This is a genomic window from Microbulbifer aestuariivivens, from assembly GCF_039545115.1.
GTDB classification, from domain to species: Bacteria; Pseudomonadota; Gammaproteobacteria; order Pseudomonadales; family Cellvibrionaceae; genus Microbulbifer; species Microbulbifer aestuariivivens.
The window spans coordinates 56,870-76,733 of record NZ_BAABRT010000014.1 but is presented as its reverse complement, the minus strand read 5'-3'; the positions used below and the strand labels follow the sequence as shown (position 1 = coordinate 76,733).

The following is a 19,864-nucleotide window of genomic DNA, read 5'->3' as shown; positions in this document are numbered from 1 at the left end:
GGCCTCCCACAATGACAACAAATGCCAATCAGCGCCGCCTGCGCGTTCGCCTTTTCTCCCTGCTGGTGTCCGCCTGTGTCTCTTTGCCGGCCGCTTTTGCCGGTGCTGAAGAGATCGCCATCTACGCCGGCCAGCTGTTTGATAGTGAGCGCGGCCAGCTGCTGCCGGGGCGGACGATTCATATTGCCGATGGGCGCATCCAGTCGGTTCAGGCGGGGTTTGCGAAGCGGGCGCGGGAGCGTCTTGTTGACCTGCGGGGATATACGGTGCTGCCGGGCCTGATGGATATGCACACCCATCTGGCCTATGAATTCGGCCCGCGCACCTATACGGAAACCTTTACCTGGAATGCCGCTGACTATGCGCTGCGCGGTGCCGATACCGCCCGCCGAACCCTGGAGGCCGGCTTCACCACGGTGCGGGATCTGGGGGACCGGGACAACGTCACCGTGAGCCTGCGCAACGCCATCAATGCCGGGACCATCGCTGGGCCGCGGATCTTCACCGCCGGCAAGTCGATCGCGACAACCGGCGGGCATGCTGACCCCACCAACGGCCACCGCCAGTCCCTGATGGGTAGTCCCGGGCCGGCCGAGGGGGTGGTCAACGGCTCTGATAGTGCCCGCCAGGCTGTACGGCAGCGCTACAAGGATGGTGCCGACCTGATCAAGATTACCGCCACCGGCGGAGTCCTCAGTGTCGCCAAAAGCGGCCAGAATCCGCAGTTTATGCCTGATGAGCTGGAGGCCATCGTCAAAACCGCGAAGGATTATGGCTTTACCGTGGCAGTGCACGCCCATGGCAAGGAGGGCATGGAGCGGGCGATCCGCGCCGGGGTGGATTCCATCGAGCACGGGACCTACATGGATAGCGAAACCATGGACCTGATGAAGCGCCACAACACCTGGTATGTGCCCACCATACTGGCGGGAGAGTGGGTGACGGAGAAATCCGCCGTGGACGGTTTTTTCCCGGAGGTGGTGAGGAGCAAAGCCGCCACCATCGGCCCGCAGATCCAGAACACCTTCGCGGAAGCCTACAAGCGCGGTGTGAAGATTGCCTTCGGCACCGACAGCGGCGTCAGCCGGCATGGGGACAACGGGCGCGAATTCGAGCTGATGGTGAGAGCCGGCATGACCCCGGCTGACGCCATCCGCAGCGCCACCTGGAATGCCGCACAGCTGCTGAATGCCGAGGACCAGCTCGGCAGTATCGCCCCCGGCAGGCACGCGGATATCATCGCCGTCAAAGGCGACCCTCTGCAGGATATTTCCGCGCTGCAGCGGGTGCGCTTCGTGATGAAAGGCGGGAAAGTGTTTAAGCCGCTGCGGGCCGGGGACTAACGAAACAGAGCCGGCATGTGCGAATAAGCCTGGAGAGCGAATACGGCTGGAGCGCGAATACGACAGGAATAGGTATAAGAGCGGAGCGGGGATAAGGGCAGGGATAAGAGCAGGGATAAAGCTAGGGGTAGCAGCAGGATAAACACAGGGTACTGTCGCTACTGGCCTGCGGTGATTGAAAACAGAAACGGCGCCACAGGGCGCCGTTTCTGTTTTTGCTGGCAGGCTGCTGTAAGTCTTTATTTCGCCAGTTCAAACACCAGCTCGAGATTGACCGACAGGGTGTTCTCCCCCGCTGCGACCGGCGCGCTGGCATCCGCCGTCGCCATCTCGGCGCGCATCCGCATCATCGGGCGCGGCATACCGCCGCTGCCAGTCTCGGAAATACTCACGATGCGTTTTACTTTCATGCCCAAAGCCTTTGCATAGGTGTGTGCCCGCGCCTGTGCCTTATCGAGCGCCTGCTCGCGGGCCTCTGCCAGTACCGGTTCAGGTTCGCCGATTTCCAGCATGGGACCGTAGATCTGGTTGGCACCGGCTGCAGTGAGCGCCGCCAGCACATCACCCAGCTTGCTGATCTGGCGCACTTTCACGCTCACCGTATTGCTGGCCGTATAGCCCACCAGGGTGCGGCCGGGGCGATTGGGGGCGCCGGCGGTACTGGGTGGGTACACATAGCGCGGTGTGAGGCTGATCCCGGTGGTCTGGATATCTTTCTCGTCAATACCCGCCTTGCGGATGGCCTTGATCACTTTCTCCATCTGCTCGGCGTTGGCCTTCATGGCATCGTCGCCGTCCTCGGCCTCGGTGACTACCCCGGCGCTAAGGCCGGCCACATCGGGCACGCTGGTGGCTTCGCCCCGGGCGGAGATGGACACCAGGGTGCCGTTGTTGCCCGGCGCCGTGTCGTTGCCGCAGGCCACCAGTGCGAGGGCCAGCAGAGCTGTCAGCGGAATCTTTACCATCTTCATATGACCTTCCTTTTTGTGTTGCGGACCCCATGGCCGGGTCGAGTGAGCGCATCCTAAGGTGCGCAATCTGAATGGCAGCTGAGCGCGGTATTTGCCGATCCACCCGATTTGCCAATCAACCAAATACTTGCCGGTAGTCTTCATGCTCGCCGTGGTAGATGGCAAAGCCCAGCCGCAGCAGGCGCTGGCGTCGATCACACAGCACGCCCCTTTGACGCAGTTCCTCCTGCAGCTGTGCGGATTGCTCCGCAGTGGTGCAATCAAAGGTGAAGAAATGGCCGTGGCCACTGTGCAGGTCATGATAAACGAGATTATCGCGCTTCAGCAGCGGGTGGGCGGCATTGTCCATGGTGTTGAGGAAGCGCTGCTGCGCCGCCTGGACATACTGATGGATCTTGTCGACGGTCACGCCGTCGCCGGCGAACTGTTGCATGACCGCGAGCCCCCGGTAGAGCGCCGAGTAATCCATGGTAGCTCCGGCAAAGCGCAGCCAGTTGTCCGCATAGCCCACACGGTCGGCACGGTTTTCCAGTTCTGCCAGCTCCGCAAACCAGCCGGTGTTGCGGGGGCGCAGGCGGCAGTTTTTCGGCATGCTCATAAAGCAGAGCCCCTCGCCGGCACCGAGGTATTTGTAAGAGCCGGCGGTGTAGAACACTTTGTCGGCGACCGCGCTCAGGTCGGTGGGCAGGGCGAAGAAGCCGTGGTAACCGTCGATCACGAACTCGGTGCGCTCGGGTTTGTTGGCGGCGATCTGCAAAAGACGCGGGAAAACCACCGCGGAGCCGAAAAATACCTGGCTGGCATAGGCCAACTGGTAGTCGCCGCGGTGCAATTCCTGCTCGAAGCGCTCGGCCAGGCTGTCGAAGGGCTGCTGGTGGATTCGGGTAATTTCTACATTGGTTTCCTCTTCCAGCCGCTGCAGCTGGCGGGCAAAACTGTAGAATTCGCCGTCGGTGGTCAGGATTCGCAGAGGCCTTGCCGGGTCGAAGGCGCTGATCAGGCGGTAGACCAGCTCGTGGGTGTTGGGTGCGATGGCGATGCGCTCGGGGTCTGGCAGTTTCAATGTCTGCGCCACCGCGCGTTGCCAATCGGGTATTTTGCTGCCGAAGATCAGATCCCATTTACTGTCGGCGTGCTCTGCGGCGTCGCGCCAGTACTGCAACTGGGCCTCGCGGGTCACATCGGGCCAGAAGTGGTGGGAGTGGCAGGCCATATGCAGGCTGGGGTAGGGCGCATCCGCAGCCGCTGCCGTGGCCTGAAGAAATTCTCGATAGTATTTCTGGTACATTGGGTGCTGGTATCCGCTGCGCTGAACTTTTATTGTGGTCCGCCATTTGAGGCCTGTGATCTGTGCTCCGGAATCTGTGCTCCGGAATCTGTGCTCCGGAATCTGTGCTCCGGAGGTGTACTCAGGTAACCTGCCCCGGCGATTGTAGTCTCTGCCTCACTATAATCGCAGGGCTTCGCCCTGTGGGCTGGTGGATTTGCCCTGATGATGATTTGCCCATAGCCGATTTAGCCTTTGTTTAGTGGTTGTTCGATTTGGTAGTTGTTCGATATAGGAGTTGTTCGATGGAATATCTACACACCATGGTCCGTGTCGCCAATCTTGAGGAATCTCTCAAGTTCTACTGCGAAAAACTCGGCTTGCAGGAAGTCAACCGTGTGGACAACGACAGGGGGCGCTTCAGTCTGATATTCCTGGCAGCTCCCGGCGATGCGGAGGCCGCCCGCGAGAACCGCGCGCCACTGCTGGAGCTGACCTACAACTGGGACCCGGAAAGCTACAGTGGCGGGCGCAATTTTGGCCACCTCGCTTATCGTGTGGATAATATTTACGCCATCTGCCAGCGGCTGATGGACGAGGGCGTGACCATCAACCGTCCCCCCCGTGACGGGTACATGGCCTTTGTGCGCTCGCCGGACGGTATTTCCATCGAGCTGCTGCAAAAGGGTGAGCCGCTGGAGCCGCAGGAGCCCTGGGCTTCCATGGAGAACACTGGCGAGTGGTAACCGGGCGGGGTGTGCCCCGCACACCATGCCCATCAGGCGCGCGCGCCTGCCATGACCGGTATGGCAAGACCTTATAAAAAATCAGCTGGCGCGGCGACGACGTTAGATAGCGATAGATATCGATCAAATAAAGTCAAAGCCGCCGCGCCAAACTAGGCGGACCTAGAGAGACCTAGAGAGTTCCTGTGAAAAAACCTACCTGCGTCCTGCTGGCGGGCGCGAATGCCGCCCGTCGCATCCGCGAAGAGGGCCTGCACCCGGACCAGTTTTCCACGCTGATCGGCGCTTCCGGTGGCCCCAAATGGCTGGTTATCAGCCAGCTCGACCGGGTGCTGATCGGCGAATTCTTCCACAACAGGCAGCAGCCCATTGCCACGCTGGGTTCCTCAATCGGCAGTTTTCGCAACCTGTGTTACGCCATGGAGGATGCCCTGTCGGCTCTGGAGCGCCTGGAGCACGGCTATGTCAATCAGGTCTATGATTCCGGCAGGCCGACTCCGGAGGAGATCACCGCAACCGCAGGCAGAATGCTGCAGGCTGTGCTCGACCAGGACGGGGCCCGCCAGGTAGCCGGCAACCCGGTCTGGCAAAGTCATTTTGTGACCGTTCGCGGTCGTGGCCCTCTGGCCAGTGAGCGGCGGACCTTGCTGGCCCCGGCGCTGCTGACATCGGCGCTGGCCAATGCGCTGACGCGCAACAGCCTCAGCGCTTTCTGGGATCGCGTGGTGTTTCACGCGGGGGCCGAATCCCGGGTGCGGTTTCGCAATCTGCGCACGATCGATGTCAGTCTCACTAAAGAGAATGTCAGTTCCGCGGTGCTCGCCAGCGGGTCTATCCCACTGGTGATGGCCGGCATCCGCGACCCCCATGGGGCGCCCCGGGGCAATTACCGCGATGGCGGTATTACCGACTACCACTTTGACCTCGGTTTCGAGCGCCCACCGGGCCTGTCGCTCTACCCGCATTTCTTCCCTTATATGGTGCCGGGCTGGTTTGACAAGAGCCTCACCTGGCGCTGGGTGCGCGGTGGCGCCATGGCGGATACGCTGCTGGTCGCCCCCTCTCCCGGTTTTGTGGCCTCGCTGCCCTACGGCAAGATCCCGGATCGGGACGATTTTGCCCGCCTGACTACCGACGAACGCCTCAAATATTGGAATACGGTGGTGGATATGAGCCGGCGGGTTGCAGAGGATTTTTACGAGATGTGGCAAACTGGTGCGATTACCGACCACATGATTGAAGTGGGAGCCGACGATGTTCTCCATCGATTGCCAAAAGTGAGCGCCGCATGACCGTATCGCAGGAATTCAGTGTCCCGCAGGAAGAGTACCGCACTACCCAGGAGCGGGTTTACTATCAGGTGCGGGATGCGATTCTGCGTGGCAAGTTTCTGCCCGGCCATGCCATTACCATTCGCGGCCTGGCCTCTGAGCTGGATTGCAGCCCGATGCCGGTGCGCGAAGCACTGCGCCGCTTGACCTCGGAGCGGGCTCTGGAGCTCTCGGACACGCGCCGGGTTACCGTGCCCACCATGACACCGGAGAAACTGGCTGAGATCTGTAGCGCGCGGGTGGCTCTGGAGTGCCAGGCTGCGGAGCAGGCCCTGCCATTCGTTGGCCCGGAGGAGCTCAAGCTGTTGCGTCAACTCGATGAGCGGGTGAGCAAGGCGCTGGAGCAAAAGGATATTCAGGAGTACGTCACCGGCAACCTGGAATTCCACTTCACCCTGTATAGGCTGGGTAACCCACACATCATTCTTTCCCTGATTGAAAGTCTGTGGCTGCAGACCGCGCCGCTGCAACATCTGGTATTCCAGCGGTTTGGGGTGCAGGAGCTGCCGGATCGACATCAGGATTTGATCGAAGCCATCGCCTCCGGTGATCCGGCCAGCGTGCGCACAGCGGTGCGCCAGGATATCGAAGAAGGCCTTGGTTCTATTTCTGCCGAGGAGTTGCTCTGATGCCCGCTGTACTGGCCTGGATACTTCACCTGGGCGCACCGGTTGCGGTTGCCTGGATTTTTTTTCGCAAAATATGGATGCGTGCCGCCCTGATCATGTTGGCGGCCAACCTTGTCGCTCTGGACCGACTCTTTTTTGCCGCGGCCGAGACTCCGACCAACTGCGCCATCAATGCCTACCCTCTGCACACCATGCTGCCCATCTCACTCTATGGGGCAATGATGTTCCTGCCCTGGCTGCCGGTGCGATTGCTCGGTATCGGGCTTGTACTGCATATGTTGGTGGATGCCCTTGGCTGTGGCCTTTAGCGGGTTACTGACCCGCTAGCCTCGGAAGATCCTGCACAAAAATCTCTGAAATGTTCTTCTTGCGCCGGCAACTTGCCTGTTTGCGACGTTGCGCCGGTCGGGCCACTGCGGCGGATCGCAAAGCGGGTAACCTTTGATGATAAAAAACTGCCCGGTTCATGAGCCGGGCAAGGACATCAAGGAGTCACCATGCCGAGAAAAAGTTTGCTGATATTTGCCCTCGCCATGGCCAGCCACGGAGCGCTGGCCTGTATCTCCCAGGAATCTGAATCCAATAATGCCGAGGGAAATGCCGATGGCCCCATCTGTTCATCCCTGCCGGTTAGCGCAGACATTGACAGCAAGCGGGATCAGGACTGGTATTACTTTGATGTGAATGAGGCGGCCAGCCTGACGGTCGCTCTCGATCATGATGGCGGCAATGATTTCGACTGGTATCTGTACGATCCCCAGCAACAGTTGTACGCGGCGGAAACCAGCAGCGTACCCGAGGCTGCCAGTGTGCAGGTGGATGGAGCCGGCCTGTACACCCTGAAAGTGTCCCGTTACCGGGGGCAGGGCGCTTACACCCTGAATGTGGCAGGAGTCCCCGCTGCCGACGATGGCGGTGATACTGGGGGTAGCGATACTGGGGGTGGCAGTTCCGGCGGCAGCTGTGACCAGGGCGCCCGGCCGACAAAGCCCGGTGGTTTGACCAGCTCGCTGATTGGCAATGCCGCTGATATTTGTGTTGCCCAGTCCGGTGGCGGCTTGCTGGTAATGGGGGGCGGAACCGACGTGGATAATGCCTTTACCCGCCGCGTGAAGCCGCTGATCGGTGGTGGCGATGTGGTGGTGCTGCGCACCTCGGGAGCCGATGGCTACAACGATTATCTGCTCAATCTACTGGGGGCCGATTCGGTGGAAACACTGATCGTGGACCGTGTTCAGCACGCAAATAGCGAGTATGTGGCCTGGGCGGTGCGCACTGCGGAGTTCGTATGGATCTCTGGCGGAGACCAGTCTGATTATTTGAACCAGTGGCAGGGAACTGAGCTGCAGGCGGCGCTGGATCAGGTGCTCGCCCGTGGCGGTGTGCTGGGTGGTACTTCGGCGGGGGCGGCGGTGCAATCCGAACATATCTACGACCCGGACGGTGTTCTCGGCGCCTATTCATCCGAGGCGGTTACGGACCTTTGCCATGAATACAGTAATATCTCCACGGGCTTTCTGAGCACACCGGTGATGAACCGTGTCATTGTGGATACGCATTTTGCCGAGCGCGATCGCATGGGGCGGCTGATGGCCTTTATGGCCGGATTGCCCGCTGGCACACGCGGTATTGGCGTGGATGAAGCGACATCCATCTTCTTTACCGGCGACGGCCAGGGAATCGTGGATGGCAGTGGCAGTGTCTACATTCTGGCTGAGGACGCCTCCACCTCCCGCACTCAGGCAAGCTGTGGTGCCCCGGTGATTTACGAGGATGTGTTGCGTTACAAGCTGGCCGAGTCTGACCAGTACAACATCCTGACTGGTGCGAGCACCGTCTCACCGACGCGCATTGGCATTGATGGCCGCAGCGGCAGTTTCTACATCAGCCAGCCCTATCAGTGATCCCGGGTTCGCTGAGCGACACGAACTGAAAAGGTTGCGCTGCGAGGCGCAGTTTGATTGATGGGGAAAAATCGCCAGAGCCGGTTTGGGTTGAACTCCCAAACCGGCTCTATTTTTTGTGACAGGTTTTCACTAGCCCTCCCCAAAAGCCTGGTTCATTTCGCGATCTGGCGCCGAAGATAATTTTGTTTTTGTGGGGCTGAACCGCCGACTTCTTTGCTGTGGGTGAAGGGGTTTACAGAATTTTTGTGGCGTGATAAAAAAAGATCGAGTTTGGTACTTATATCAGTCTAAAAGATATAAGTTTATACGGGCCTACAAAATAGGCCTGTAGGAAAGCAAGAAAACAACAAAACAACAAAGTAAAAAAGCCAGCCAACTGAAGCGCTATGAACTCAAGCAACGTGGTTACAACGACTGCTATCGAGTGCTGCTCCGCCAACTATCACCTCAGTGAGTGGTTTGACGAGTAGCTTCCTTTCGGCATGACCGGACGCTCTGATGTATTGAGCGTGTCTCCGGGCACAAGGAAGCTATAAGTCGGATTTCCCTTTTCCCTCTTATTGCCATTAATTCCTCACAGGATAGCTGCGCCTGTCATACGCATTTTGTATGTCTGTGGCGCAGCGCTTTGTGCCGGTCCCGGTTTGCCGACCTGTCAGCCCGCATTGCCCGCAATGCAGCATGAATGATCAATCAATGGCCAAAGGTCTCAACAACGAGGGAATTACAATGAATAAGAGAACTCATCTCTACAAGGCAATCCGGGTGGCGCTCGGCTGCTCGCTGGTCAGTGGGAGCGTATACGCTCAGGAAGTGCCGCAGACCACGGATAAGGCCGTTGAGGAAGTGGTGGTGACCGGTACGCACATCAAAGGCCTCGATAGCGAAGGGGCGGTGCAGGTTGTGCAGATCGGCCGCGACGAGATCAATGCCTCCGGCGCGACTTCCCCAATCGAATTGCTGCAGGAGCTGACCCAGACTGGCGGGGGCAGCGGCACTTTCTCCACCGCCACCGCAGGCCCGCTTTCCAGCAACACCCCTCCCGGAGCGGCGGGTGTCTCGCTGCGCGGCCTGGGCGCTTCCTCCACCCTGGTGCTGGTGAACGGTCGCCGGGTTTCCGTCAGCTCCTTCGCCAAGGGGCAGGAGTCTTTTGTCGACGTAAACGCTATTCCCCTGTCGGCTATTGAGCGCGTGGAAGTGCTGCCCAGTGGTGCCGCTGCCACCTATGGTGCCGACGCGATTGCCGGCGTGGTCAACTTTGTGCTGCGGGACGACTTCGAGGGCAGTGAGATCACCCTGTCTCACGGCAACTCCACCGCGAGTTCCGATGAGGGCAAGTACAACCTGAACTGGGTCTGGGGGCACAAAGGCGAGCGCAGCCACACCATGCTGGTGGCCGACTTCTTTACCCGCAATGCCCTGTACGATCGCGATCGGAATATTACGGCGAACTCCATTCGCCCGAGTCAGCAGGGGATTTATCCAAGCTTTAACGATATGGAGTTTATGTATTACGACCAGACCCAATCCCCCGGAGCTGGTGGATGTCCGGAAGATAAGTTTAAGTCTGGTCGTTTGGGCGACTATTGTGAGTTCAACTCCAACGCATACAGTGCGACTCAGGATGAATATGAAAGTGCTAGTTTGGTGGGCACTTTTAATTACCAGTTGACTGATTCTGTTGAATGGTTCAACACCGTTATGGTTCAGTCCAGTCAGTCTAGCGGAACGGGCTCTCCTGCAAATTTTTCTTATGCACCATTCGATCCAGAGAATCCATTTTGGCCGGAGCAGTTGAAAGCTGACATGGTGGAAGAGGCCGCATATGACAGCTCATTTCCGAGCAATGGTGATTTTAGTGAGTTTTACACTTCGCCAATTTATGCCTGGGGAAAATTCCCGGATGCCCGCGCTGTAGAAGTAGATAGTCACTCCTCCCGCTTAGTTTCCGGCCTGCGTGGTGATCTGAACGGCTGGGGTTGGGAGGTGGCTGCTAATGTTGCTCGGAGCGAGTCAGAGCAGCGGGGTATTTCCGGCCTGTATAATTCCGAGGCATTTTATAATGTCACGATGGGTAACCTCTGTACCGATGGAACTCTAGTGAACCGCTGGGATTTGGAATTAAACCCGGCGGATGCTTCTTATTCAGGTGAAACCTGTGAGTCGTTGGGAAAAACTACCGCATGGTATAACCCCTTTGACGGTCAGGCAGAGCAACTTGATATTGTAAACTCCTATGTCCGGACCGACGCCAAGCGCAGCGGTGTTTCCACACTCTATGCCATCGATGGCAATCTGTCAGGCTCCTGGATAGAGCTGCCCGCAGGCACTATTCAGGTGGCCATCGGTGGCGAGTTCCGCCGCGAAAGCGTCAAGGACACCCCGTCTGGCGATGCGGTGTCTACTACGCTGAACCCCGAGCCGATTCTGGGTTTCAGCTCCACTTCGGCCAATGCCGAGCGCGATCAGTGGGCCGTGTATATGGAGCAGATGATCCCCTTGGCCGCGGATACCGAGTTGCAGCTTGCCCTCCGCTATGACCACTACGACAACTTCGGCGGTGATACCAACCCGAAAGTCGCGCTGCGCCACGCGTTCAATGATGCGATTATCTTTCGCAGTAACTGGTCCACTTCTTTCCGCGCCCCCTCGCTGGCTCAGGTGGGTGCCGGCACCTTGCTGGGCAGCTACACCGTCGACTGTTCTGTGACCCCGGGTGCCTGTGCTGGCGACGAGAATGAGGATGGCGAGTCTCTCCTGTCCGAGGAGGTGAGCAACGATGAGTTGCAGCCGGAGACGGCCACTACCTGGGGAGCCGGCTTCCTGCTCAAGCCTACCGCCAACACCGAGCTGACAATCGACTACTGGAATATCGAACACGAAAACCTGATCGGTATTGAGGAGGATGATTTTATTAAGCGTGCGCTTGAGGATGAATACCCGGTGGTTGGAGAGGGCGAGCTGGCCACCGGTCAGCCTGGTCTCGAAGTCGATGACGATGGTTTTGTTGTCGATGCGCATTTCCAACTGACAAATCTCGGCTGGCAGAAAACCAGCGGCGTGGATATGGCGTTCACCCACTACCTAGACACCCAAAACTGGGGTAGCCTGCGCTTTGTACTGGACGGCACTTACCTGACCGAGTTCGATAAACTGCCTTCCGATGGAGCGGATGTGCTCAGTGAGGCAGGACAGTACACCTACCCGCGCTGGCTGGCCAACGCTTCCGTGCGCTGGCGCTACGAGGACTGGTCGGCTCAGCTCGCTGCCAATTACACGCACAGCTACAAGGACGACCCCACCCCGCGTGTTCTCGAGGCTGTCGGTCTGCCCGACAACGCCGAGGTTGAGGTGGATGCCTGGACAGTGTTCGACCTGAGCCTGAGCCGTGACTTCAATAACGGCAGCTATGCGAGCCTGCGAGTCAACAACCTGCTGGACGAAGAGCCGCCACTGGTGCTGGGTACCAGTGCCAATGTGGATCACTTCAATCACAGCTCCATGGGTCGCTACGTGACCCTGCGTTACAGCTACGCCTTTTAACTTTAAAAAAGCGCAGTTGTAAAAAAGGGGCGGTGCTTGAAGGTTGAAAGTGCTGTCCCTAAGCCGGGGTGGGGTGTTGCGATAGCGGCCCCCGCCTCCCGGCCGACTGAACAAGAAATTTCCCTCTGGTGTATCTCTATGCAAGCTTCTGCATCTGAAGTCGAATCCAAACAGCACGACGCTGTATCTGCGGAACCCAAGTGGGCCATGCCGGATACCTACCTGATCCTGCTGTTTGTGGCGCTACTCGCCTTTGCGCTCAACTTCCTGATCCCGGCCGGCACCTATGAAACCGCGCTGGTGAACGAGCGCACGGTGGTGGACCCGAACACTTATCAGCAGGTGACAGAAGATCCTCAGGGCATGGCTGTGTTTGCCGAAGGCGGCAATATTGGCCTGCTGAACTTCGCTTTTGAGGGAATGGTATCCGGCTCCAAATGGGGCGCATCCATCGGTGTGTTTGCCTTTATTCTGCTCACCGGCGGTGCATTCGGACTGATTTTTGCCAGTGGTTCGGTGGAACGCGGGCTATTCCAGGTAATTGCTAAAAACCGTGAAGCCGGTGGTCTTTACCTGGCGATTCTCTGTGTGATGTTTTCTGCAGGCGGTGCCGTGTTTGGCATGGGAGAGGAGGTGATTCCCTTCACCCTGATCGTAGTGCCGCTGCTGGTCACAATGGGTTACGACAGTATTACCGCGCTGTTGGTAACCTATGTGGCCACTCAGGTGGGCTTCGCCACCTCCTGGATGAACCCTTTCGGTGTCAGCATTGCCCAGGGCATAGCCGATGTGCCCCTGATGTCCGGCAGTGTGCCGCGCATGGTGCTCTGGGCCGTCTCCACGGCTCTTCTCATTATGTACACGTTGCGCTACGCCGGGCGTGTCAGAAAGAACCCGGAATCTTCCCTGGCTTTTAAATCCGACAAAGTGCACCGAGAAAAACGCCACTCCCTCGAGTGTATCCAGACCATGGTGCGTGGCGATGGCTGGGTACTGCTGCTTTTTGCAGCTGGTATTACCTGGATGATCTGGGGTGTGGTGGAGCGGGAATATTTCCTGCCGGAAATTGCCAGCCAGTTTTTTACCATGGGGATTGTGATTGCGATTGTAGCAATCGCTTTTGGCCTCAATGGTCTCACCGCCAACAGGGCGGCGGCAGCGTTTAAGGAAGGCGCCCAGCAACTGTTGCCCGCGGCCATGGTGGTGGCTTTTGCCAAGGGGATTGTCCTGTTGCTTGGGGGAGATGATCCAACCAGCCCCAGCGTGCTCAACACAATTTTGCACTGGGCGGGCCAGGGGCTGGCGGATGTGTCGGGCACCGTATCGGCCTGGTGCATGCTGGTGTTCCAGACGGTGTTTAATTTCTTTATTACCTCTGGTTCCGGCCAGGCCGCTCTGACCATGCCGATCATGGCGCCGCTTTCCGATGTGGTGGGTGTTACCCGGCAGACAGCGGTTCTGGCCTTCCAGTTGGGCGATGGTTTCAGCAATGTGGTTGTGCCGACCTCAGCGGCGCTGATGGGCTGCCTCGGTGCGGCCCGGCTCGACTGGGGTATCTGGGTTCGCTTTGCCCTGCCACTCATGGCCTGGCTGTTCACACTGGCTTCTGTGGCAGTTGTCGTTGCCGCTATAACGGGATTTTAAGCAGTACTTATGTCAAGAATTGTTCTAATAAAAAACGCCCACGTTTTTGCCCCGCGGGATCTCGGCAATTGCGACGTGCTGATTGCGGGTGAAAAAATCGAGAAAATCGATCAGGGGCTGAGCCTGCCGCCGGAAATCGGGGAGACGGTGGATGCCGACGGTGCCTGGCTGATTCCCGGCCTGGTGGATTCCCTGGTGCATATCAGCGGTGGTGGCGGTGAGGGTGGTTTTGCTTCCCGCACGCCGGAGCTGGATCCCCGCGAGGCTTTCGCATCCGGAGTGACCACGGTGATCGGCGTTCTGGGTACCGACGCGACCACCCGCACCCTGAACGAACTTTACGGCAAGGCGCGGGCGCTGGAAGCCCAGGGTTTGTCCTGCTATATGCACAGTGGTTCCTACCAGTTTCCGGTCAACACCCTTACCGGCAGTGTGCGCAGCGACATTATGCTGGTGCACAACATTATCGGGGTCGGTGAACTGGCGATCTCCGACCACCGTTCCTCCCATCCCTCCACCGCGGAACTGGTGCGCGTCGCCTCCGATGCGCGAGTCGCGGGGCTGCTGAGCGGCAAGAGCGGGGTGATCAGTATTCATGTGGGTGACGGCGAAGGGCGTTTGCAACCTCTGTTCGATGCGGTGGCATCCTCCGATGTGCCCATCAGTCAGTTTTATCCGACCCATATGAATCGCAACGACAAGCTGTTGGCCCACGGCGTGGAGTTTACCCGGGCCGGCGGCTTTATTGACTTCACCACTTCCACCACGCCTGAGATTCTTGCGACGGGTGAGCTGCGGGCCAGCGCTGCCCTGCGCATGGCTCTGCAGTCCGGAGCAGCGGAGGACCGGCTGACCATGTCCTCGGATGCCCAGGGTTCCATGACGAATTTCTGTCACAACGGGACACTGCAGGATATCGAAGTGGGCTCGGTGGCCAGCCTGTTTGATGAATTCCGCCGCGCAGTGCGCGACGAGCAGTTGGATTTTGTGAAAGCGTTGCGTTCGGTCACCACCAATCCGGCCAAGGTTCTTGGCCTCCGCCACAAAGGCGCGCTAGCTGCCGGGCTGGATGCGGACCTCAGTCTGGTAGATCCCGATACTTTCGAAATCCAGCATGTCATGGCCCGGGGGCGCTGGCAGTATTTTGACCGTCGACTGCGCTTTCAGGGAGCCTTCGCCTGATCATGAAGCGGGACACTGCATCTTCCGTTGCCATTATTCTTCTGCCGGGGTTCTCCGTGTCCGCTCTGGGGGTTCTTGTGGAGCGGTTTACCCTGGCGGGTGGCCAGTCGCCACTGATCTTCAGTTGCAGTGGGGACAAAATGGTCGCTGCTGAGCATGGGGTCAGGGTCCAGGCCCAGGTTCTTCCGCAGCTGCCACTGGCGGCGCAGACACTGATCTGTTGTGGTGGCCGGGAGTACAAGGTCACCTCCTGCGAGGCGCTGGCGCAGGTGGCGCGCCATGCCCGGGTGGCCAGCTGCAGCATTGGTATTGGCGGTGGTGTGCTTTTCATGGCTGAAGCAGGATTGCTGGATGGCCGCCGTGTCAGCCTTGCCGAGCCCCTCAGGGGACTGTTGGCGCGGTCTGGGCGTGCGCAGGTCTGTGAGGCCACAGCCTTCAGTCGCGACGATGACGTTTGGACCTGTGCCGATGAAGAATCCCTGCCGCTGATGCTGGATGCCCTGCTGCCGACCTGGAGCTGGCAGAAGGGGGACTGGCGCGGGCAGGGGCATGAAAAGACCCTGCACTTTCACAGCGAAGTGGCGGATCGCTCAACTCTGGCCGAGGCCCAGGCATTGATGCGCAATAATCTGACTGAGCCACTGACTACCGCAGAGATCGCCGGGTATCTGGGGATTTCCTGCAAGAAACTGGAGCGAATCTTCAAGCGCTTTGTCGGGCAATTACCCGCGAGATTTTACATTGGCCTGCGCCTCTGCCTTGCTCGTGATCTGTTGCACCACTCTGGTCTCAGCATCGAGGAGATCGGCAAGCGCAGCGGCTTCAGTTCCCCCTCACATTTCAGCAGGGCGTTTCGCAATCACTTTGGCTGTACGCCGAGGAGTGAACGCCAGCAGTTTGCCGCCCTGTCGGATACAGAAAACCGCTGGTGTGGCGCAGAAAAGAATAGAAGATGTATTGCAGTTTAAGAGTGACAACAATGAAATTACTGTTTAGTAAATGGGTCGTGCTTATTTCTCTCGCATTGGTCGCCTGCCAGGGACATTCCGCTGGCAAGCTGATGATCGTGGGCGGCGCTTTGCGCAGCGACAATGCGGCGATCTATAGCCAATATATCGATGCGATACCCCCGGGCCTTGCCGATGTGGCTATTGTACCGGCTGCTTCCGGTCGCCCTGCACACTACGCCCGCCAGTTTGAGCGGGATCTGCGCGCCCACGGGTTTGAAGGCCGGGTTTTTATTCTGCCCGTTGCGGTCAGCGACGACCAATCCACAGAGCAGGTGGATGAAAGCACTTGGAAGAAGGGCGCTTACGATGCCGATGTGGTCGGGAAATTGACTACCGTCGGTGGTGTCTGGTTTGTCGGTGGTGACCAGACCCGCATTACCGAGACTTTACTGCGCGAGGACGGTTCAGATACGCCACTGCTGGCCGCCATCCGCCGGCAGCTGTCTAAAGGGGCCGTGGTCGGCGGTACCAGCGCCGGTGCCGCCATCATGAGCGCGCCCATGATCGCCGCGGGCGATTCCCTCACTGCCCTGACTCAGGCGCGGGCGGAGCAATACAGCGGAATGCAGTCACAGGAGTCCGGCCGCCTGATGGTCACGAGCGGCCTCTCGTTTTTGGATGCCGGGGTAGTGGATCAGCACTTTGATCGCAAGAGCCGCCTGGGGCGCCTGATTCGCGCGCTGGAGCCGCCAATGGCGGCGGAATTGCGCCGGGGTTACGGTATCGATGAAAACACCGCGGTGCTGGCGGATTTGAGTACCGGAGAGATGCAGGTGCTCGGCTCAGGCACCATGGTGCTGGTGGATGCCAGGGAGGCGGATTTCGCCAAAGACAGTCCCCGCTTTGCGGTGAAAAATCTCTCTGTGTCCGTATTGAGCGCCGGTGACCGCTACAACTGGCGCACCGGCAGGATGACGCTCGATGGCGCAGCCACCGTTGGCAGCGAGGCCTTCGCGTATTCCGCGGAGCAGGGCGCCGGTTTGACGCTTCCCAACGGGCGCCTCGATCACCTGCTGGGCTTCTCCCTGCTGGACAACCGTGACACCGATGAGCTGCGGCGTTACGCGTTTGCCGAAAACGGCCCGGGCGTGCTGTTTCGTTTTGAGCAGACGGCGGACAGCCAGGGTTTCTGGCGTTATGGCTCCGGCACCAAGGATCAGTATTCGATCCGCAATGTGCGCCTTTCCATCGAGCCTGTGACGGTGAGTATTCGTCAGTAATTGCGCTTTTCAGGGCGCGCGGCCGGCGCGCCTTTTGAGAGTCTGCCTTTTGAGAGGCACTGTTTTCTCGGTTTTCTCGCTTTTCCCTATATTTTCAGTTCTTTCGAGTGGCAATAATGATGAGTGATACCAGCTGCTATCGCGTGGAAAAAGACCTGCTGGGTGAAAGGCAGGTGCCCGTGGTGGCGTACTACGGCGTACAGACTTTACGGGCGCTGGAAAACTTCAATATCAGTGGTATTCCCATCAGCCATTTTCCCGACCTGGTGACCGCGCTGGCGATGGTGAAGCAGGCCTGCGCCCGGGCCAACCGCGACACGGGCAAGCTGGAGCCGGCGCAGGCCGCAGCCATTGAGCGGGCCTGCGACGAGATCATCGGCGGAGAGCTGCACGGTGAATTCTGTGTGGACATGATCCAGGGCGGCGCTGGAACCTCCACCAACATGAACGCCAATGAAGTGATCGCCAACCGCGCCCTGGAGCTGTTGGGCTGCGAGCGGGGGGCATACGAACAGCTGCACCCCAATATTCACGTGAACATGTCCCAGTCCACCAATGATGTCTACCCCACCGCGCTTCGCCTGGCCATGGTGTTTGGCCTGCGACAACTGGGACGGGCCACCTGTGCGTTGCAGAAGGCCCTCTCTGCCAAGGCGGTGGAGTTTCAGTCGGTGCTGAAAATGGGGCGCACCCAGTTGCAGGATGCTGTACCCATGTCTCTGGGGCAGGAGTTCAATGCGTTTGCCACCACGGTCGGTGAAGAGGTTGCGCGGCTTGAGGACATGGCGGCGTTGCTGATGGAGGTCAACCTTGGCGGCACGGCCATTGGCACCGGGCTGAATACCGAGGCAGACTACCGCGACAGGGCTGTCGCGCACCTGCGGGAAATCAGTGCGTGCCCGCTAATGCCGGCGGCGGATCTGGTGGAGGCGACTTCGGATATGGGCGGGTTTGTCCTGTTGTCCGGCATGTTGAAGCGGACCGCCATCAAGCTGTCCAAGATCTGCAATGATCTGCGCCTCCTGTCTTCCGGGCCTCATTGCGGGTTCAACGAAATCAACCTGCCGCAAAAGCAGCCGGGCTCTTCGATTATGCCGGGCAAGGTAAACCCGGTGATCCCGGAGGCTGTGAATCAGGTGGCGTTTACGGTGATCGGCAACGACACCGCTATCACCATGGCTGCGGAAGCGGGGCAGCTGCAGTTGAATGTGATGGAGCCTCTGATCGGATACAAGTTGTTGGAGTCTATCCGCTATCTCGGTGCGGCCATGGAGTCACTGCGGATCGACTGTGTGGTCGGGATTACTGCGAATGCGGCGGTGTGCCGGGGCTATCTCGAGCGCAGTGTGGGCCTGGTGACGGCCCTCAACCCCTACCTGGGGTATGGCAAGACCTCCGCGATTGCCCAGCAGGCCCTGCAGACCGGGCGCAGCGTGGCGGAACTGGTGATTGAGGAGCAGCTGATGACGGCAGAGGAGCTGGAGCAGCTGCTGCGCCCGGAGTCCATGCTGGGGCCTGTTCTGGGGGAGGGGAAACCGCGCCTCCGATCTTAAAGTTCCCAAATCCGCTTCGATAGATCTTGCGCATCCGGCGGGGCCGCCTCTAAAATGTGATCACAAATTGGAGTTGCCCCGTAGTGGCCTGCCGAGGCCCGGTCTACGCGGCGCGCATCGACTGATGAAAGCCAGGAGCGAGAAATGAGCAAGATTCAACTGTTACAACAAGATCGCGAGCACCTGCTGCACCCCTTTACCGACTTCCATGACCTCGGCAAGCAGGGAACCCGGGTGATCACCAATGCCGACGGTGCCTACATTACCGACATCGACGGCCACCGTATGCTGGATGGTATGTCCGGCCTGTGGTGCTGTAACCTCGGCTACAGCCGCAACGAAATCGCCGACGCGATCTACGAGCAGCTGAGAACCCTGCCGTTTTACAACAGCTTCTTCCAGTGCACCACCATCCCGTCCATCGAGCTGGCCGACGCGCTGTCTGAGGTTACACCGGCGGGCATGAACAATGTCTTCTTCACCGGTTCCGGTTCCGAGGCCAACGATACCAACCTGCGCCTGATCCGCCGCTACTGGGATCTGAAAGACCAGCCCAACAAGCGCATCATCATCTCCCGCAAGAACGCCTACCACGGCTCCACCATCGGCGGTGCCAGCCTCGGTGGCATGAGTGGCATGCACAAGCAGTTTGAGGCCCTGGATTACATCACGCATATCCAGCAGCCCTACTGGTTCGGTGAGGGTGGCGATATGTCTCCCGAGGAGTTCGGTGTTTATGCCGCGCGTTGCCTGGATGAAAAAATCCAGGAGCTGGGTCCGGACAATATCGCCGCCTTTATCGCCGAGCCGATCCAGGGCGCCGGCGGGGTGATCATTCCGCCGGAAACCTACTGGCCGGAAGTGAAGAAGGTGCTCGCTCAGTACGATATTCTGCTGGTGGTCGACGAGGTGATTTTCGGCTTCGGCCGCACCGGCGAGTGGTTCGGTTCCGACTACTATGGCCTCGAGCCCGACCTGATGACCTTTGCCAAGGCGGTGACCAATGGTTACTTCCCGCTGGGCGGCACCATGGTGAGCGACCGGGTGGCTGAGGTGGTCAAGTCCAAGGGCGGCGAGTTCACCCACGGCTACACCTATTCCGCGCACCCGGCCGCCTGTATGGCCGGTCTGGCGACCCTGAATATCCTGCGCGGCGAGAAGATCATCGACAATGTGCGCGATAACACCGGCCCCTACCTGGCCAAGCGCTGGGCGGAGCTGGCCGATCACCCCATCGTCGGTGAAACCCGCAGCCTGGGTATGGTCGGCGCTCTGGAGCTGGTTAAGGATAAGGGCAGCCGGGCGCGTTTTGATGACGACTGTACCGCCGGCGGTATCTGCCGCGATATGAGCATCAAGAATGGTCTCGTGATGCGCGCAACCGGCGACACCATGATCATCGCGCCGCCGCTGATTATCACCACCGAGCAGGTGGACGAGCTGGTGGAGAAGGCGCGCCGGGCGCTGGATGATACTGCCAAGGCTCTGGCGTAAAATGGCTGAATGCGGGCACGGCTA

Annotated in this window: 15 protein-coding genes; 13 read left to right on the top strand and 2 right to left on the bottom strand. The window is 59.2% G+C overall.

Annotated features, from left to right (window positions below; genetic code table 11):
* Nucleotides 1-11 precede the first annotated feature (11 nt).
* Nucleotides 12-1,343 (top strand): metal-dependent hydrolase family protein, encoded by a 1,332-nt coding sequence (locus tag ABEA58_RS09815; RefSeq protein WP_345551055.1) that lies wholly within the window; start codon nt 12-14, stop codon nt 1,341-1,343.
* A 239-nt stretch (nt 1,344-1,582) separates the two neighbouring features.
* On the opposite strand, the gene ABEA58_RS09810 is transcribed toward ABEA58_RS09815, so the two are convergent.
* Both ABEA58_RS09810 and ABEA58_RS09805 read right to left on the bottom strand, forming a co-directional pair.
* Nucleotides 1,583-2,314, bottom strand: coding sequence for an SIMPL domain-containing protein (locus ABEA58_RS09810; protein ID WP_345551054.1), 732 nt, complete (start codon nt 2,312-2,314; stop codon nt 1,583-1,585).
* A gap of 115 nt (nt 2,315-2,429) precedes the next feature.
* Nucleotides 2,430-3,602: a hypothetical protein gene (locus tag ABEA58_RS09805; protein ID WP_345551053.1), complete on the bottom strand. Its 1,173-nt coding sequence runs from the start codon at nt 3,600-3,602 to the stop codon at nt 2,430-2,432.
* 284 nt (nt 3,603-3,886) lie between these two features.
* Here ABEA58_RS09805 and ABEA58_RS09800 point away from each other — a divergent pair, with 284 nt between their 5' ends.
* The 12 genes from ABEA58_RS09800 (at nt 3,887) to ABEA58_RS09745 (ending at nt 19,840) form a co-directional block, all read left to right on the top strand.
* Nucleotides 3,887-4,327, top strand: coding sequence for a VOC family protein (locus ABEA58_RS09800; protein WP_345551052.1), 441 nt, complete (start codon nt 3,887-3,889; stop codon nt 4,325-4,327).
* A 185-nt stretch (nt 4,328-4,512) separates the two neighbouring features.
* Nucleotides 4,513-5,619 carry a patatin-like phospholipase family protein gene (locus ABEA58_RS09795; RefSeq protein WP_345551050.1) on the top strand — a complete coding sequence of 369 codons (1,107 nt, stop codon included), beginning with the start codon at nt 4,513-4,515 and terminating at the stop codon, nt 5,617-5,619.
* A complete protein-coding gene (locus ABEA58_RS09790) occupies nt 5,616-6,287 on the top strand; it encodes a GntR family transcriptional regulator (protein WP_345551049.1) in 672 nt (223 codons plus the stop codon). The genes ABEA58_RS09795 and ABEA58_RS09790 overlap by 4 nt, the downstream gene beginning before the upstream one ends.
* Entirely contained in the window at nt 6,287-6,595 is a 309-nt protein-coding gene (locus ABEA58_RS09785; RefSeq protein ID WP_345551047.1) for a DUF6122 family protein, read from the top strand. The genes ABEA58_RS09790 and ABEA58_RS09785 overlap by 1 nt, the downstream gene beginning before the upstream one ends.
* Nucleotides 6,596-6,784: 189 nt before the next feature.
* On the top strand, nt 6,785-8,191 hold the full coding sequence (locus tag ABEA58_RS09780; protein ID WP_345551046.1) for a Type 1 glutamine amidotransferase-like domain-containing protein: 1,407 nt from the start codon (nt 6,785-6,787) through the stop codon (nt 8,189-8,191).
* A gap of 732 nt (nt 8,192-8,923) precedes the next feature.
* On the top strand, nt 8,924-11,737 hold the full coding sequence (locus ABEA58_RS09775) for a TonB-dependent receptor plug domain-containing protein (RefSeq protein WP_345551044.1): 2,814 nt from the start codon (nt 8,924-8,926) through the stop codon (nt 11,735-11,737).
* A 138-nt stretch (nt 11,738-11,875) separates the two neighbouring features.
* Nucleotides 11,876-13,381: a putative basic amino acid antiporter YfcC gene (yfcC, locus tag ABEA58_RS09770; RefSeq protein WP_345551042.1), complete on the top strand. Its 1,506-nt coding sequence runs from the start codon at nt 11,876-11,878 to the stop codon at nt 13,379-13,381.
* 9 nt (nt 13,382-13,390) lie between these two features.
* The gene (iadA, locus tag ABEA58_RS09765) at nt 13,391-14,563 is read left to right on the top strand and encodes a beta-aspartyl-peptidase (RefSeq protein WP_345551041.1); all 1,173 of its coding nucleotides are present in this window, start codon (nt 13,391-13,393) and stop codon (nt 14,561-14,563) included.
* Between the two features lie 2 nt (nt 14,564-14,565).
* Nucleotides 14,566-15,531 carry a GlxA family transcriptional regulator gene (locus ABEA58_RS09760; RefSeq protein ID WP_345551039.1) on the top strand — a complete coding sequence of 322 codons (966 nt, stop codon included), beginning with the start codon at nt 14,566-14,568 and terminating at the stop codon, nt 15,529-15,531.
* Nucleotides 15,532-15,542: 11 nt separating this feature from the next.
* A complete protein-coding gene (locus ABEA58_RS09755; protein ID WP_345551037.1) occupies nt 15,543-16,793 on the top strand; it encodes a cyanophycinase in 1,251 nt (416 codons plus the stop codon).
* 116 nt (nt 16,794-16,909) lie between these two features.
* Nucleotides 16,910-18,346, top strand: a complete 1,437-nt coding sequence (locus tag ABEA58_RS09750; RefSeq protein ID WP_345551035.1) for an aspartate ammonia-lyase — start codon at nt 16,910-16,912, stop codon at nt 18,344-18,346.
* Nucleotides 18,347-18,490: 144 nt separating this feature from the next.
* Entirely contained in the window at nt 18,491-19,840 is a 1,350-nt protein-coding gene (locus tag ABEA58_RS09745; RefSeq protein WP_345551033.1) for an aspartate aminotransferase family protein, read from the top strand.
* Nucleotides 19,841-19,864: the final 24 nt, after the last annotated feature.